General features: G+C 46.1%; 15 protein-coding genes. 7 read left to right on the top strand and 8 right to left on the bottom strand.

The genetic code is table 11. From position 1 onward, the window contains the following. Positions 1 to 136 precede the first annotated feature (136 nt). A complete protein-coding gene (locus L5M71_RS11430) occupies positions 137 to 1,006 on the bottom strand; it encodes a hypothetical protein (protein ID WP_263207386.1) in 870 nt (289 codons plus the stop codon). 186 nt (positions 1,007 to 1,192) lie between these two features. Continuing rightward, positions 1,193 to 2,050, bottom strand: a complete 858-nt coding sequence (locus L5M71_RS11425; RefSeq protein ID WP_263207384.1) for a hypothetical protein — start codon at positions 2,048 to 2,050, stop codon at positions 1,193 to 1,195. 770 nt (positions 2,051 to 2,820) lie between these two features. Here L5M71_RS11425 and L5M71_RS11420 point away from each other — a divergent pair. Then, positions 2,821 to 3,144, top strand: coding sequence for a YceK/YidQ family lipoprotein (locus L5M71_RS11420; protein WP_105251113.1), 324 nt, complete (start codon positions 2,821 to 2,823; stop codon positions 3,142 to 3,144). Positions 3,145 to 3,314: 170 nt separating this feature from the next. Here the strand turns inward: L5M71_RS11420 and L5M71_RS11415 are convergent, their stop codons facing one another. Next, positions 3,315 to 4,436, bottom strand: a complete 1,122-nt coding sequence (locus tag L5M71_RS11415) for an aminotransferase class V-fold PLP-dependent enzyme (RefSeq protein WP_263179382.1) — start codon at positions 4,434 to 4,436, stop codon at positions 3,315 to 3,317. A 4-nt stretch (positions 4,437 to 4,440) separates the two neighbouring features. After that, the gene (locus L5M71_RS11410) at positions 4,441 to 5,619 is read right to left on the bottom strand and encodes a PrnB family protein (RefSeq protein ID WP_105251111.1); all 1,179 of its coding nucleotides are present in this window, start codon (positions 5,617 to 5,619) and stop codon (positions 4,441 to 4,443) included. A 264-nt stretch (positions 5,620 to 5,883) separates the two neighbouring features. Between L5M71_RS11410 and L5M71_RS11405 the strand changes: the two genes are divergently transcribed. From L5M71_RS11405 to L5M71_RS11390, 4 genes are all read left to right on the top strand, one after another. Further along, on the top strand, positions 5,884 to 7,227 hold the full coding sequence (locus tag L5M71_RS11405; RefSeq protein ID WP_105251110.1) for an anaerobic C4-dicarboxylate transporter: 1,344 nt from the start codon (positions 5,884 to 5,886) through the stop codon (positions 7,225 to 7,227). 190 nt (positions 7,228 to 7,417) lie between these two features. Further along, positions 7,418 to 8,083, top strand: a complete 666-nt coding sequence (locus L5M71_RS11400) for a CHAP domain-containing protein (protein WP_263147831.1) — start codon at positions 7,418 to 7,420, stop codon at positions 8,081 to 8,083. 12 nt (positions 8,084 to 8,095) lie between these two features. After that, positions 8,096 to 8,686: a hypothetical protein gene (locus L5M71_RS11395; protein ID WP_263147834.1), complete on the top strand. Its 591-nt coding sequence runs from the start codon at positions 8,096 to 8,098 to the stop codon at positions 8,684 to 8,686. Between the two features lie 37 nt (positions 8,687 to 8,723). Further along, positions 8,724 to 9,236 carry a M23 family metallopeptidase gene (locus L5M71_RS11390; RefSeq protein ID WP_168826445.1) on the top strand — a complete coding sequence of 171 codons (513 nt, stop codon included), beginning with the start codon at positions 8,724 to 8,726 and terminating at the stop codon, positions 9,234 to 9,236. 19 nt (positions 9,237 to 9,255) lie between these two features. Here L5M71_RS11390 and L5M71_RS11385 read toward each other — a convergent pair whose 3' ends face one another. Further along, the gene (locus L5M71_RS11385; RefSeq protein ID WP_113941341.1) at positions 9,256 to 9,447 is read right to left on the bottom strand and encodes a DUF2986 domain-containing protein; all 192 of its coding nucleotides are present in this window, start codon (positions 9,445 to 9,447) and stop codon (positions 9,256 to 9,258) included. Positions 9,448 to 9,871: 424 nt separating this feature from the next. Here L5M71_RS11385 and L5M71_RS11380 point away from each other — a divergent pair, with 424 nt between their 5' ends. Beyond that, entirely contained in the window at positions 9,872 to 12,049 is a 2,178-nt protein-coding gene (locus L5M71_RS11380; RefSeq protein WP_168826443.1) for a TonB-dependent receptor, read from the top strand. Between the two features lie 72 nt (positions 12,050 to 12,121). On the opposite strand, the gene L5M71_RS11375 is transcribed toward L5M71_RS11380, so the two are convergent. Then, on the bottom strand, positions 12,122 to 12,289 hold the full coding sequence (locus L5M71_RS11375; RefSeq protein WP_006079767.1) for a YqaE/Pmp3 family membrane protein: 168 nt from the start codon (positions 12,287 to 12,289) through the stop codon (positions 12,122 to 12,124). A gap of 259 nt (positions 12,290 to 12,548) precedes the next feature. Between L5M71_RS11375 and L5M71_RS11370 the strand changes: the two genes are divergently transcribed. Next, positions 12,549 to 13,718: a GGDEF domain-containing protein gene (locus L5M71_RS11370; RefSeq protein ID WP_105251099.1), complete on the top strand. Its 1,170-nt coding sequence runs from the start codon at positions 12,549 to 12,551 to the stop codon at positions 13,716 to 13,718. 26 nt (positions 13,719 to 13,744) lie between these two features. Here L5M71_RS11370 and L5M71_RS11365 read toward each other — a convergent pair whose 3' ends face one another. Then, a complete protein-coding gene (locus L5M71_RS11365) occupies positions 13,745 to 14,437 on the bottom strand; it encodes a TIGR01621 family pseudouridine synthase (protein ID WP_263207380.1) in 693 nt (230 codons plus the stop codon). Positions 14,438 to 14,470: 33 nt separating this feature from the next. Next, positions 14,471 to 15,727 carry a sensor histidine kinase gene (locus L5M71_RS11360; protein ID WP_263207377.1) on the bottom strand — a complete coding sequence of 419 codons (1,257 nt, stop codon included), beginning with the start codon at positions 15,725 to 15,727 and terminating at the stop codon, positions 14,471 to 14,473. Positions 15,728 to 15,748: the final 21 nt, after the last annotated feature.

The following is a 15,748-nucleotide window of genomic DNA, read 5'->3' as shown; positions in this document are numbered from 1 at the left end:
GGCACGCCAGACAACAGCAACAATAGAGATAGATGGTTAAAAACTGATCTAAATTAAACGAGGGTGCAGCAGAAAAACCACCTATATAGTCGGAAGTTAACTACCTCGCCATTATTGTTAAGTGTCCACGCTTTATTCAACTAGGCTGGGGATTGTCAGGGGCGAAATCTGACAGTTGGGCAGGTTCGCCTAACTCAAATGACGCAAATGGTACGCCATCTAACACGCGCTCATTTTTAAATACACGGATTTCAGAGTCAGGTAACTGCGTCATTAGCAATGACAAGATAGTGTGCATCTTATCCAATGGGCAATGAAGACGAATGCTTGCGCGTAAGCCCATTGTTCGTACATCCGATTGGCAGGCAATAAATGGACGATTCCGCGTTACCTTAATCAAATGACGATGCCCATTTTTTATAGGGCTCTCGTAAGTAGTCTCTATATTTTTAAAACCAGTAAAGAAAAATGCCATCACGGCAAAACTTCCTGCACCGACCAAGGCGGCCGGGCCTAAAAAGGCCACCCCGACAATACAAACCACCACCCCAAACCAAGCCAGCCCCCGCACTACCGCGTAGGCGGCATCCGGTATAACGTCATGATAGGTGGTAACTAACCCCTCGGTGGTGAGCCGATAATGGTACTGTTTGTCGGCCAACCAGAGGTAGCGCATAAATGGCCCAAAAATCATCACTATGATGAGAAAATAATACCATTGCTCAAATCCATACCAGTATGTCACCAACCCAACTAGAGCAGTAATCCCGCACGGAATAAGGACCATGATCCACCCAATGCCATACACAGTCGCTACCTTAATATCCCACTCATAGAGGGTCGGTGCCTCGCGTACCCGCTGCTGACGCAACTGATAGAGCCGGTCTTGCTCCTCTTGGGGTAATTGTAGGTACTCACTGCGCGGCAGGTCTTCATACAGACTGTCGTCCAACGGTTGTGTCTCTTGCTCTGTCGACGCCAACTGCGGCGCTGATCTCTTATTCATATAGCGATTCCTTTGCTGTGCCCACGGACTGCACGGTCATCGTTAACCTACCCACACAGCTCGTACTTAATGTTTTCTCGCTCTTGACGACCTCGCCGCGAAAGGCCTGCCAGCATCTTAGTGGCAAAGCAGCCACTGATGGACACCGAATCTCGCGCCAATAAATAATAGGCGCGAGAAAAAACGTTAACTGGGCAGGGGATTGTCAGGGGTAAAATCTGCCAGTTGGGCAGGTTCGCCGTCACGGGTACCAACTTTAGAGAGGCCAACTATTCGTTCATTTTTCAATAAAAAGAGTTCCGACCCCGGTAATTGCTTCATCAGTAGCGACAACACTTTATGCATATCTTCGGGATGACAATAACAGTCGAGATTTGAATAATATCCGAAATAAAACCTGTCTGTATCACACGATATATATGGCCTCTTGTGGGTCACTTTTATCATATGGGAGTGTCCACGCTTGATAGCACTTATTGAGGTGGTTTCTACATTTTTAAAACCAGTAAAGAAAAATGCCCCCAGAGCCATTCCACCTGCACCAATCAGCGCTGCTGGGCCTAAAAAGGCCACCCCGACAATACAAACCACCACCCCAAACCAAGCCAACCCCCGCACTACCGCGTAAGCTGCATCCGGAATCGCGTCATGATAGGTAGTAACTAAACCCTCAGTGGTGAGCCGATAATGGTACTGTTTGTCGGCCAACCAGAGGTAGCGCATAAATGGCCCAAAAATCATCACTATGATGAGAAAATAATACCATTGCTCAAATCCATACCAGTATGTCACCAACCCAACTAGAGCCGTAATCCCGCACGGAATAAGGACCATGATCCACCCAATGCCATACACAGTCGCTACCTTAATATCCCACTCATAGAGGGTCGGTGCCTCGCGTACCCGCTGCTGACGTAGCTTATTGAGCCGGTCTTGCTCCTCTTGGGGTAATTGCAGGAACTCACTGCGCGGCAGGTCTTCATACCGGCTGTCGTTCAACGGTTGTGTGTCTTGCTCTGTCGACGCCGCTGCTTTATTGTTCATCCTGTTACCTCTCGGTAGACTCTACTTGTAGCGTGGCCATCGCCAAGCGTAAATCCAGTCATCCATTTTAAATCAGCAACATAATATGCTCTCGGCCTACCCTCAAGCGAATATTTACTGAAACAGTTTTAAGGAAAGTAATAAAAGTAGCTAGATGGCCAGTGAGGGAAGTGGAGACTGATTTTAAAGAGTATGTTCAAAACTCATCTGAGTTCTGCAAGAGCACGGCATACAAACCTCAATGATTAATACCAATCGTATTAAATATCTGTTCATTCAGCGGGAGTTCAACGCGCTTTAGACAAGGCGAAGGCTTGAAGGCATAGTGGTGCTCTGTCGAAAGCCTTAAACGCAGTATAAAGCGCGTTGCCATGTAGTGAACATCAGCCGCCCTTCGGGAGCCACACAAGCATCCCACTCCGGTGTTGCATTGACTTAAAAGGGAATACCATTTCTGCGTCAATACGCCTTGGATTGAGATGCTTGTGAGGCTCTGAACTGATGAGATATTTAATGTGATTGGTATAATACTTATCCAAAACAATAGTCGCCGTTAACAACTAGGTTATTGAGGTTGGCTGTATCTCGTTTCTGTTGATGAATAATTGACAGATATAATCATATAGTTAGAATGCCAAGCTGTTGAAACAGAACAGGTTGGCGTCAAATGAAACCAGATCTGGTTCCACATCACTAACGCTCTCAGTTGATCAAGTGAGTAGGTCATACCGAAGCAATACAGTTTTTCACATATAAACAATGGAGTGGTTATGCGTTGGTTGACTTGGTTGGTCGTGTGCTGTTCTCTCACGGGATGTGCAACGATAACGTCGAGGATGGGAGAAGATTCAACTTGGGGTCATTCTTTCTCAAGTGTGCAAACGGCTGTTGATAATGGCGAGGAGTGTATGATTATCTCCGCGTTGGCGGCCCCGCCCTTGCTGCTCTTTACAATCCCGCTGACACTCGTTGATATGAGCAGTGCGTTGATCATCGATACTGTTATGCTACCTGCAGATTTAGCGATCACGCCCAGCGATCCCAAGCTCCACACCCCGCGACCTATGGTCTGCCGCTATGACTACAAGATTTAAGCATGATCGCACCCAATAAATAACCTCAAGTTGCCTGTGTGACGGTGAGTTAACGCCGGCATACGGGAACGACCATGTCGCGGTTTGCCTCCCAGAGTGTTGTGCCTTGTTAGTTGTAATTACGTGGTACAACCTAGCCTAGCCTAGCAAGCCATTTTAAATCATTTAAGTTAGCGATTTGCTTTAATCACATCAAGTAACAACTTGATATCAGACATATTGTTATAAATATGCGGAGAAATCCGGATCCCCATACTGCGGGCGTCAACACTAATATTCGCGTTCGCCAATGCCGTCATCATTTGATGCTGCTGTTTACCGAACTGCAGAATAAGCGTGCCGCTGCGCTTTTCAGTATCCCGCGGCGACACAAACTCATGGTCGAGCTCTTGTGCCACAGCATCAATCAATTGCTGATTGTATTTACGCAGCAACGGAGTACCTAAACCAGCAAGATAATGAATGCTATGGGTGGCAATGGCATAAGGCGCGATTGATGGTGTCCCTCCCCAAAAGCGCAGTGCGGAATGCTGGTAACGAAAATCATGGATATCAAATTCGAACGGATTCTCGTGGCTAAACCAACCCACATCTTTAGGCTGACAACTCTCCAATATGGCGGGATTAACCCAAAGATAGGCAGCACCAGGGCCGCCGCAGAGCCATTTCACACTCGAGCCGATTAAAAAATCGGGTTGTAGGCGCGCGAGATCCAGCGGAATAATCCCCGCCGATTGCGCTACATCCACTAAGCTCAAACAACCTCGCTCACGGGCTATGGTGAAAATATTAGCTAATGGCGCCTGCTGCCCCGTATTCGAGTAAGCATGACTAACAAACACCAGGTCCACATCGCGGCTGATATGCGCATCCCACACATTAGGGTCGGTGATATCGAGCCCTTTAGGAATAAAACGTACTTCGCAACTGGCAGGCAGCGCTTTTTTAAGGGCAAAACCCATGCTGGGGAAATCAATCTCACTCATTAACACAACGGCGTGTTCGCGGTTCAATCTGTCGAGGGACATGACAATTTTAGTCAGCGCACTGGAAAGATTGACCTGAGGGCAAAAATCCTTTTGGTGGCCGTTAAATAGTTTAGATAAAGCAAAGGTAAAATCATCAATCACACCCAGCCACTGGCCCCAAGGTTCACGCCCCGACTCCTGCCAAGGCGCAAAAAAGGCTTCTTTAAAGACCTGCTCGGTCGATTTTAATGGCCGGCCAACGGAATGGTTTAATAGATATCCTGGACCTGCTAGGTAAAAGTCCTTTTTAAAATCTTCAAACATAGTGTTATCTCAAACTCTCTTTTAGTTTTTTAATATCACAGTAACGAGTCCGAATATCGCTGCGCTGAGCAGCGGCGCGTCTGTCTCTGAGTCGCTCCAATGAGCCGAGTAGCACATGCAGTGGCGGACCACTCGCGGTAACTTTAGCTAAATGCTGCTGCTCCATACTTGTCGAAGGCTCAGCAATATATTTAGTTACTAACTCATTATGATGCTGAATCGCAGTCTCGCCATGTAATTCGCAGACTTCGATAAAGAGTCGCAAGTTTTCTTGATACCAATCTTGGGTTGAGCAGTCTTTTGCCTGCAGGAAGTCATCCATCAAATTCGGCCGACGCATGCACTCACGCAATATCTGTTGATCCTCCGGCATCATGTATAAAAACTTGTCCACCAGCATTTGCGAATAGGAGGCTTCGTTTGCAAAACAAAGACCTAGCGTTAAATCGATGACATTAATCCCCGCAAAATCTCCTGCATTGGCGCCACGATAAATGACCGAGCCCACCCGATAAGGTTTGTAGTAAGGGCGAACACAGTAAAAGAAACGGTCAGTATCTAATCGATTAAATAATTGGGTATTCGACTCAATCACATCCTGTAATGCTTGTTTAGCGACTCGCAGTAAATCGTGACTGATGGGATGGGAAATGCCCAAAGGCTGGATCTTCAATAGCGCATCGGCGGCGCGTTTATAGGCCAAAATGCCTTTGGTGTTGTAATCCACAAACAGCTTTTCGGCGCTCAGATCGGTAAAGCGCTTATAAATGCCATTGTGGGCACGATTGTGTGTGGTTAAATGTGCGGTGGCAAAGCGCGGCGTGACGCCTATTGAAGCGCCAATATGCATGGCGAGCGCAGAAGCCTCAGCTAATGGCGATGTCGTTTCCCGCGAAGGCTCGGTAATTTCATGGCGCCGACAGGCCGCCATATACAAGCCCACATTGCCGAGTAAATCGAAGGCACTGTCGAAACCTTCATCAGTATTCCCCTCATCGAGCAAGGTCTTAATCAACTCTCGCCCTTCGCTCTCCAGCGCCAACTTAGCTTCTGCGCCGATATCGAGCACATTGGCCCGATCTGTTTGTTGGTAGTAAAGCTGTTCTAGCTCGGAATTGAGTTCCACAAAGCGGCTGCGGATCCAATCATCAAAGGCTTCGGTATTAAAGGTGGCAGGTTTCACGGGCTTATCCTTGAGTATTGTTATCGTTCTTTTAAACGGAGTGAGCTCAAAGCGTTAGCCCAATCCGTAAAACTCGTAACCAGAATGCAACTTATCGCCACGTGTTTCTAGCGTTAGGTCAAATTTCCGAAAAAACTAATGCCATTTTTTATTTACACCATGCGCCAGCGCAATTTTTCAAACACTTTTACTCCGCAGAATGTTCCTGAAGACACTCATCACTCAACTAATAGCTAAGCGGTAAGTTCCGCAGAGGTAAATCGGATGATTTTAATGGAATTTATAGTAGTGCTTAGCTGCCTACTGCTAGGTACCCGCTACGGCGGCATGGGACTCGGCCTCATCAGCGGTATTGGCTTATTTCTACTGATTTTTGTTTTCGGTTTAGCGCCGGGACAACCGCCAGTGCAAGTTATGCTAACCATACTTGCAGTCATTGGCTGTGCAGCCGTATTGCAAACCGCGGGTGGATTAGATGTGATGATGCAGTATGCCGAGCGCTTACTGCGCCGTCATCCACAATACATCACGATTCTAGCGCCGCTGACCACGTGGACGCTGACCTTCCTTTGCGGTACTGGCCATGTGGTTTACACCATGTTCCCGATTATTTCCGATATCGCGCTGAAGAAAAATATTCGCCCAGAGCGCCCAATGGCGGTGGCATCTGTCGCCTCGCAAATGGCGATTTGCGCTTCGCCCGTGTCGGTAGCTGTGGTGTCTATGGTGTCAATTCTGGCATCACAACAGGGTGTAGGCCGCGCTTACAATCTGCTCGAAATTTTAATGGTGTCAGTGCCAGCATCGCTTTGCGGTGTCATGGCCGCTGCACTTTGGAGTCTGCGTCGTGGTAAAGATTTAGATAAAGATGAAGAGTTTCAAGAACGCATTAAAGATCCAGTCCAAAGAGCCTTTATCTATGACAAGAGCGAAACCCTGTTAAATCAAAAATATCCGAAGGAAGCTTACTGGGCAACGGGGATTTTCTTCACCGCTATCGCTGCTGTGGTACTGTTAGGTTCATTTAGTGAATTGCGTCCCGCCTTTGACGTTAAAGGTAAATCGACCTTGCTCTCGATGAACTTAGTGATCCAGATGATGATGTTAATTGCAGGTGCTTTTATTCTGATGACCTGTAAAGTCAAACCGACTAACATCTCTAACGGTCCCGTTTTTAAAGCGGGCATGGTGGCAATTTTCTCAGTATTTGGTGTGGCGTGGATGAGTGATACTTTCTTCATCAGCCATATGGATGTACTGCAGGAAAACCTGTCCCATGTAGTACAAAGCCAGCCTTGGACCTATGCCTTAGTGCTGTTTCTCATCTCTAAGCTTGTTAATAGCCAAGCGGCAGCACTCACAGCAATCGCACCTATGGGACTCGCCTTAGGGGTCGATCCAAAACTCTTAATCGCCTTCCTCCCTGCAAGCTACGGTTATTTCGTGCTACCAACCTATCCAAGTGATCTGGCCTGTATCGGCTTTGACCGTTCAGGTACGACTAAAATAGGTAAGTTCATTATTAACCACAGCTTTATCATCCCAGGGTTTATCGGTGTAGCGACAGCATCGGCTGTCGGTTATCTACTCGCAACCGCTTTACTCTAACCGCCACAAATAACAAAGGCCGCTGATGCGGCCTTTATTTTAGATAACCTTAGATCACCCAAAAGTATTAACCTGTGCCAATATAAAACCCATACCCTAGACGCCCATATTCTTCAGAACATAAAATACGCAGCCCGAAAGTGAGATAAGTATCTTACTCAACAACTCTTTTTAGCTTGCCGTACTAAAGATGATTAGACGCTTATCCATTCTATTAGCTTTTTTCGCGATACTGATGGGGCTCGTATACTGTGCCTACAGTCTGATAACTCGGATTAACTTTAATTCCCACCATCAAGTAGGAGAAGTCATCGACACTCTAAACGGGGTTAATATCTATTATAACGGAGGAGTTAATACCTATTCAGGACGCAACCTATCTATAGATGGTTATAACTTAGGTATTCAATATCAATGTGTTGAATTTGTTAAGCGCTACTTTTACCAACGCTACCAGCATAAAATGCCTGACGCTTTAGGCCATGCTAGAGACTTTTTTGATAACAAGTTAAGCGATGGCATGTGGAATGAAAAACGCGCTATGTGGCAATACACTAATGCGAGTCAGACCAAACCTATGCAGGATGATCTACTCGTGTTTTCTCCATGGATATTTAACCCCTACGGTCACGTTGCAATCATTGCCTCAGTTACCGATAGCAGTATTGAAATTGCCCAGCAAAATCCCGGCCCCTTTGGCCCATCACGCGAACGGTTGGCATTAATTCAACAAAACGGCCTCTGGTATATTGATGCGCCTCGAGTAAAAGGTTGGTTAAGATGGCAGGCCCCGGAAATCACAGCATCCCCGATAGCAGAATCCGCAAATACGCCATTCCCCAGTAAGCTTCACTGAGAAATAACAATAATGTCAGTATTAACTTGGATTAAACAACGCCTTGTGCGTAATAGTGATAGCCTCAAGCAATCTAGGCCACAAACTGAGTTACGCACTGTTTTTCATCAAACCCAGATGCCCAATATCAGCTTGCCAATCATACAAACCTATCCACTCGTTGTACCTATGAACAGAGAAGATATTTTTGCTTATCAATTGCATTGCTTGCTGACTTACCAAGGGAAAGAGGCCTTAAACACTTTACTTAGCCAGGCAGGCTTTAACACATTGCCCGAGCAAACGGTCAACTTTAACGGTTTTATCGAACACCCAACCCAAGCGACCTGCGTATTACTGAACCAATATGACGATTTTGCGGGTGTGTGCATAACCTTAGTGACCAATGACAAACCCTTGCTAGAAGCATTAATCAGATTCAAATCCGCCCCGCCCAATCCATGGGAAAGCTTTCCCAATATCGATCCCGATACTCTCGGCAGTCTTCAAGGTAATATCGACTTTTGGTGCAGCTATTTTTGGCGCCCCTATTGGCTATCACTCTCAGAAGCCGAGCACTTGCAATATCCTGAAAGTTGGCGGGAATTTAGCGAGTTTCATTAAAACTTAAGGTACGCAAACACTTAATGCAGGATAAAAAATGAAATTGAAATATGTTGGATTAGCACTGACGTTACTGCTACTTGGTGGTTATCTGATCCCTGAGTCACCCGCGATCCCAGTAAAAGGTGCCAGCAGTAAAGATTGGAACAGCCAAACCTTTTGGTATGAACCTTGGGGTCCATCGGGCGTTCACAAGGGGATAGATATTTTCGCCGCCAAAAACACCGCAGTGATTGCGCCAACGCCTATGCTGATCTTGTATCGAGGTGACTTCTTCAAAGGAGGAAATGTAGTGGTTGGTTTAGGTCCTAAATGGCAAATTCATTACTTTGCCCATTTAGCACAAATTGAATCAGCCACAGGATTGATTGCCTACCAAGGTGACACTTTGGGCACTGTCGGCGATACGGGCAATGCACAAGGTAAACCGCCCCATTTGCACTATTCCATTTTGAGCTTATTACCTAAACCTTGGCTGATGGATACTTCAACCCAAGGTTATAAAAAGGCCTTTTATCAAAACCCTATCGAGTATTTAACTGCACTATAGGCTTAACAACTTACTTTAATCAGCTTATTGGCAGTGCAATATCAAGCTGAGGTTCTGCGGTTTTTGATGGGGTCTCATGCTCAACAGCCGCAGCTAATGCTTCTCTCTCTGCCTTCGCAATATATTTAGGTTTATTGCTAGATTGCAGTTTGGCATTGGCCTTTTTTGCCTTGCTCTTCAAGGTTTGATTAATCTTCTTTTTACGGTTCATCAGAGTACCAATGCGAGATACGGTATAAAGGGGCGCGATTATAGCCTTCCATCAACGCGCCAGACAATCGAAAGCACTAAAGCAAACGCGTGATCCAATCAAATAATCAAACCTGCGACTAAAACATAGGTCTCCTAAATCAAAGACAAATGCCAAAAAAGGTAATGCCTTACCGACATGAACTCGCACTATATGCATGGCCTTTACAGTAAAACCTCTCGATACCGAGTGCTGTGTCGCAATTTATTCATACTGTCGTCAAATCATGCAATTTCCTGTATGGCGTGACTAGACAAGCTGTAATTCCTCCCCTAAAATCGCGAATAATAAAAATCGTTATCATTTGTAATACAATTTAATGGAATATTAACCTATGCCAAGGGAGCCGGTGTAACAAACTCATTCGCCCTTAGCAGGAAGTTATATGACATTCAAAACCTCGTTTGTTGCTTTAGCCGTATTGGCAGCGTTAACCCAATCCGCTGCGGCCCAAGATGCCACCGACAACAGTCCAAACAACAAAAATAAAGACATAGAAAAAATCACTGTCACCGCAAGTCGAATGGATAAATCTCCCAGCTCGATCCCCAATACTGTCACTATCATCGACCGTGCCCAATTAGAAGAACAGTTCCGCACCACTAAAGATTTATCGACTATTATCGGTAACTTAGCGCCTAGCTTTTCACCGAGCCGCCAGAAGATGAGTAACACAGGTGAAACCCTGCGTGGTCGTCCGCCATTGATTATGATCGACGGCGTGCCTCAATCGAACCCACTTCGCAGTGGTGGTAGAGAGGGACAAACTATAGATCCTGCCATGATTGAACGCATCGAAATCATTCACGGCGCCAATGCAATGCACGGTCTCGGTGCCCAAGGCGGCATCATCAACTACATCACTAAAAAGCCAACAGGCGACAGCGAACAGGTTGCTAGTTTCGATGTCACAGTGCCTGATTCAATGAAATCCAATGGCTTAAGCTTTGGTGCTAGCTATGCGTTTTCTGGCGAGTCAGAATTTATCGACATGATAGGTTCGGTTAGCTACCGCAATAATGGCGTCTATTACGATGCCAATCATAACGTAGTGGGTGTCGACACGACTCAAGGCGAGTCGATGGATAGTCAGAGTAAAGACTTCTTCATCAAGCTTGGCCATAACTTCGATGAGTCTCGCCTTGAATTAATGGTTAACCATTACAATGCAGACAACAATGGTGATTGGATGCCCGTTGCAGGTGACAAGCCCAATGGTGTCCCCACAGGTGCAGTTAAAGAAACTCAGCCATGGGAAGCCGCCAACAACCAAGTGACCACCACAAGTTTGACTTACACCCACGCCAATATTGGTGGCCAGCAACTTAGCCTGCAACTCTTTAATCAAGATTTTAAAGCGGTTTATGGCGGTGGCTGTTTCGATAGCTTCTACGATCCATCCTTCGAAGGCAGCGACCAAGTCATCCAATGCGGTGTCGGCAGTAAAGGTGAAAGCTTGTACTACGAGCAATCGCGTAACTCTTCGGTTAAATGGGGCTTAAAAAGCGCCTTAATCGCTAAGGATATTGCTGGTTCAGGAATTGATGCGGCCTACGGTGTCGACCTTTTCCGCGACACCACTGAGCAAGATTTAGTAAAAACAGGCTTTTCATGGGTTCCCGAAAGTACCTATGACAACGTTGCGCCATACTTGCAGTTAGATTATGACTTAATTGAAAATTTAACCTTATCGACCGGTGTTCGTTACGAACATGCCGAGTTAAGTGTCGATGACTACAAAACCCTATGGGGTGCAGGCAATAAGCAAATTGCGGGCGGTTCAGCCACCTTCGATGAAACCTTATTTAACGTCGGTATCTCTTATAAAATCACTCCTGACATTCGCGTTTATACCAGCTATAACCAAGGTTTTGGCATGCCGGATATCGGCCGAATTCTGCGTGATGGTAAAAGCTTCCCCGGCGACAATCCCAGCATAGATGGCTCACTGGCGCTCACACCGATCGTCACAGATAACGTTGAAGTCGGCGCCGATTACCAAGGTAAATACTTAAGTGCTAAGCTAGCTTACTATCGTTCCGCCACTGATTTTGGCTCACGTTTGGCCTTAAATAGTGATGGTTTCTACGACGTGAAGCGCGAAAAGAGTGTGATCGATGGTATTGAAGCCAATGTCACCGCCTACATTACCAGCAATGATGATCTCGGCATGAATATCGCCTTCCAGCAGGGCGAATACGATTCAAATGGTGATAGCCAAGTCGATACCGATCTCGATGGTGCAAATATTTCGCCAAACCGTATCAACCTGTTCTGGACCCATAGCTTCGATAATGAAATGTCGACCCGCGTTCAAGCTAATTACTACATGGACCGCGATTTTAAAAACGCGGCGGGCAATAAGTATGCAGAGTTTGATGGTTACACGACAGTCGATGCTTCCTTCTCAATGCCGCTTTACACTGGCACCCTGAGCCTAGGTTTGCAAAATCTATTTAATAAGGATTATTTCAATTATTACTCACAAACCATGGGTACAAATGATCGTTATTTCAAAGGGATGGGACGTACTGCAACAATAGGCTACACCTTGCCTTTCTAAGTGAAAGACCCATTTTGAAACATAAAAAAGCGCAATTACATTGCGCTTTTTTATTGTGTGGAAGAAAGCAAATTATGCCTTGGTCACGACCCAGAGTGCGTGTAATAAACCAGGGAACCAGAACAGTAAACATAACACTATGTTTATTAGCAGATCTTTACCCGCTCCCGCCTTCAAAAATACAGCAACTGGGGGCAATAAAATCGCAATAATGACTAAAAGTAGTTTATTTGTATCCATAACAGAACATCCTCAAAACGGAGATTGTAGGCAAATCAACAAGATCTAACTTCGCAGGAAGACTCAGAATTTGCAAACCTTTTAGTTTGCAAGGCGTAAATAATCCCAGCCGCAGCCTAAATGAAGGCCCTTACCATTCCCTAAAATGAAAAAGGATATTCAACCCATTATCTGTCCAGAGTAGACTAAGATATCCAGTAAACTCCAACCGAAAATCCCTAAAAGCATCTATAGTTAAAGAAAAATATGAAGTAAAAGAATGATATTTGATCCCCAAGCCTTATTACTCATCAAGTTTATTTGCCTGCTGACTAGCACGGCTGCCGTCGCATGGGGACTCATTGCACAACCTTTAAAAATTGCCACTCAAGCCAGTATGCGCTTTTCTTTGGCGAACTTGTTCGTCCTCCTTGGCATCATACTCAACAGCCAACGCACCGAAGCCTCCAGTTACTTTTTTTGGTTCTGCTCGGATATGGCGATTTTATTTGGCTTCATTCTAGCGCGTTGGGGAACGAAGGCGCTTTTTAGACTCAAGCCCAGCGTAAAATCGGATCTTATTCTTTTAGCACTCACCGCTGGTGTGATGCTCTTGGTTCCACCTAATTTCAGCTCCGAACGCATTTTGGCCATCGTATTCTCAGCCTGCGCCGCGCTCATTTTCGCCATGTTAACTCGAGATAACTATCTTGCCATCAAACGCGATACGGGAAATCGAGTTGCCATCGCTATGGTCATGCCTTTAGTCGCCATGGTGGGTATTTTTATCATTCGTATCTTTATCGCCCTGCTTTCTCCCGAAGAAAGTCCGATGTTTATCGCCATGCACACGCAAGAAGCCATACCTGTGCTTTGGTTCTATGTCTTTCTGGCCCTATTGATCAATATCGTGATGATAGGTAATGCCATGACTCGGCTTGTCAGTAAAATCCGCATGTTAGCGGAGCGGGACCAACTCACAGGCCTGTGGAATCGCCGTGCTATGCATAAGTTTTTAAACAATATCCATCAACGCTGGCTGCGGGATAAAGTACCTTACAGTATGATTTTATTGGATCTTGATCATTTTAAAGATATCAACGATCAATATGGGCACGATGCGGGCGATCTCGCCCTGTTGACGGCGGCGAGACTGTTTGGCTCGGTATTGCGAGAAAATGACGCCCTATGTCGTCACGGTGGAGAGGAGTTTCTGGTGATTTTACCCGCGACTGATGCACCCGCGGCCAGAGTCGTCGCCGAGAAATTGCATCAAGTACTTAAGGACAATTCATTTATCTGGCAAGGTGTTACGATTAAAATCCATGCCAGTTTAGGTTACGCCACGATTTATCAAGGATGCCAACCTGACAAACTACTCATTCAAGCAGACCAAGCTATGTACCGCGCAAAATCTGAGGGCCGAGACCGTATTTGCCAAGCTTGCTAGGCTTTTGCAACATAACGCTGCAAAGATTAATCTCCTTTCGCCGGCCAAGCCAAAGTATCGGGCTCACGCCATGCAACTAGCGCCTCAGTGACACCTTCAGCACCAAAATGCTCACCTTGAGTCGGCAAATCCCGGTAAGCGTAATCATGCCAACCTGTCACGTCATCACCATAGCGAAAATGCAGACAATAGGCATGCAGATAACACCGATCCGCGGCCTCTCCGCCATATAAATCATCCCCTAAAATGGGTACACCTAAGCTCGCCAAGGCAACTCTTAATTGATGGGTTTTACCTGAGTGGGGTTTAAGCAAATATAAACGCAATCCCTCGCCAACACTCAAGGAGAAAAACTGCGTAATCGCTGGATTCTCTTTAGTCCGCAGTAACTTAAACATGCTACGACGCGACTTTGCCATGTCACCAATCACCCAGCCTTGCTTCTTCTTCGGCTTGCCTTTCGCGAGGGCGAGGTAATATTTCTGCACTTTATGGGCGGTAAACAGCTCAGTAAATTGCTTGGCGGCGACCGCGCTCTTAGCCAAAATCAACAGACCGGACGTGGGCGTGTCTAATCTATGTACGGCAAAAAGCTTAATCCCTAAATCTTGCTCAGCCTGCGCCACCACGCCTGCAGTCCCATCCTGACTGTGGAAATGCACTTTGGCTGATTTGGAAATAACAATAAAATCAGCCTCATCGGCTATGATTCGATACATGGAGTACTCGGCGTTGTAATGCGGATCATCGACTTAAAACTGAATAGTGACGACTAAGCCAGGATGATTATCCGTGAGATTAATTTTGGCATTGTGCCGTGAGAGAATCGCTTTGACCATAGATAATCCTAAACCAGTACCCTGTAAATGCCGGCTAGGGTCGAGGCGCACTAAACGTTCGAACACTCTTTCTTTACTCTCGTCTGGAATACCAGGGCCATTATCGCGGATCTGAATTTGTGGGCCTGACTGAATAATCTCAATCCGCGCACCTTGGCCAGAATACTTCATCGCATTATCGACAAGATTATATAAGGCTTGGAATAATAAGTATTTATCACCAAAAACCTTATGTTCTGTCAGTAACGATAAACTCAAGGTTTGCTCGTTAGATTCAGCCACAGCATCGGCCATATCCAATAAGTCAGTACACAGTTGCGCTAGGCTTAACTCCTGCAAATCGAGTGTCTGCTGACCTTCTTCGATACGCGTAAGCGACAACATGGCATCAAACGTCGCTAAACAATGATCGAGTTCCTCGGTCAAAATGGCGCAACCTTCGCTAATCTCATTGCTCGGCTTACTCGCCAACTCTTCAATACCAATACGGATATGTGACAGTGGAGTACGTAAATCATGGGCGATATTATCGGTCGCACCACGCACTGCCATCAGGTTATTTTCGAGAATATCCAGCACATTATTAAACTGCAGCGCCAACATATCGAACTCATCCTGACGCCAACTCAAGGGTAAGCGGGTGTCATAATGACCGCGTTCAATCTGTTCACTCAAGCGGTTGTATTGCACTAATCGACGTAAAATCGCCTTAGAAAACAGATAGCCGAGCGCTAAAGTCAACACTACGGTAAGCATGACAGCCGTCGCGGCGGCACTGATAAACTTATCTATTAACGTCGCTAAGTTATCGGTACGGGTCGCAATCAACACTGGGCCGTAGCGGGTCATCACCAGACCGCCGGTAAGAATATGCAGCTTATCTGGACCACCGGTTAAGATAGGAAAATCCCGCGTTTGCGGCAGCATGGGCATGCCTTCTGGCATAAAGCTCAAGGCACCGACCATATCGTAGCTATTACGCCAAGCGATCAGGGCCGTTTGTGGATCAGCGGCGCGAATTTGAGCGGCAAAACTACGGCGATCAACCGTTAGGGCAAGTTGCTGATAACGTTGGGTCTCTGACTCTAAATATTGAGTCACTTGATACTGCTGCTCAATAATCAACTGTCGATAAAGGGCAAATAGCAACGCCCCGATGATCACTATCACTAAGGTCGAAAAAACGATTGT

Source organism: Shewanella sp. SW1, assembly GCF_025653545.1.
Classification (GTDB): Bacteria; Pseudomonadota; Gammaproteobacteria; order Enterobacterales; family Shewanellaceae; genus Shewanella; species Shewanella oncorhynchi.
Note: the sequence above shows the minus strand (reverse complement) of the source record. Positions and strands in the feature narration are given on the sequence as shown.

What these genes read in the sequence shown, in the direction of transcription:
- L5M71_RS11420 (WP_105251113.1), top strand. Translation starts at nt 2,821, where the DNA reads ATGCGTTGGTTGACTTGGTTGGTCGTGTGCTGTTCTCTCACGGGATGT.
- L5M71_RS11405 (WP_105251110.1), top strand. Translation starts at nt 5,884, where the DNA reads ATGATTTTAATGGAATTTATAGTAGTGCTTAGCTGCCTACTGCTAGGT.
- L5M71_RS11365 (WP_263207380.1), bottom strand. Translation starts at nt 14,437, where the DNA reads ATGTATCGAATCATAGCCGATGAGGCTGATTTTATTGTTATTTCCAAA.
- L5M71_RS11375 (WP_006079767.1), bottom strand. Translation starts at nt 12,289, where the DNA reads ATGGATACAAATAAACTACTTTTAGTCATTATTGCGATTTTATTGCCC.
- L5M71_RS11385 (WP_113941341.1), bottom strand. Translation starts at nt 9,447, where the DNA reads ATGAACCGTAAAAAGAAGATTAATCAAACCTTGAAGAGCAAGGCAAAA.
- L5M71_RS11415 (WP_263179382.1), bottom strand. Translation starts at nt 4,436, where the DNA reads ATGTTTGAAGATTTTAAAAAGGACTTTTACCTAGCAGGTCCAGGATAT.
- L5M71_RS11390 (WP_168826445.1), top strand. Translation starts at nt 8,724, where the DNA reads ATGAAATTGAAATATGTTGGATTAGCACTGACGTTACTGCTACTTGGT.
- L5M71_RS11395 (WP_263147834.1), top strand. Translation starts at nt 8,096, where the DNA reads ATGTCAGTATTAACTTGGATTAAACAACGCCTTGTGCGTAATAGTGAT.
- L5M71_RS11370 (WP_105251099.1), top strand. Translation starts at nt 12,549, where the DNA reads ATGATATTTGATCCCCAAGCCTTATTACTCATCAAGTTTATTTGCCTG.
- L5M71_RS11430 (WP_263207386.1), bottom strand. Translation starts at nt 1,006, where the DNA reads ATGAATAAGAGATCAGCGCCGCAGTTGGCGTCGACAGAGCAAGAGACA.
- L5M71_RS11425 (WP_263207384.1), bottom strand. Translation starts at nt 2,050, where the DNA reads ATGAACAATAAAGCAGCGGCGTCGACAGAGCAAGACACACAACCGTTG.
- L5M71_RS11380 (WP_168826443.1), top strand. Translation starts at nt 9,872, where the DNA reads ATGACATTCAAAACCTCGTTTGTTGCTTTAGCCGTATTGGCAGCGTTA.
- L5M71_RS11400 (WP_263147831.1), top strand. Translation starts at nt 7,418, where the DNA reads ATGATTAGACGCTTATCCATTCTATTAGCTTTTTTCGCGATACTGATG.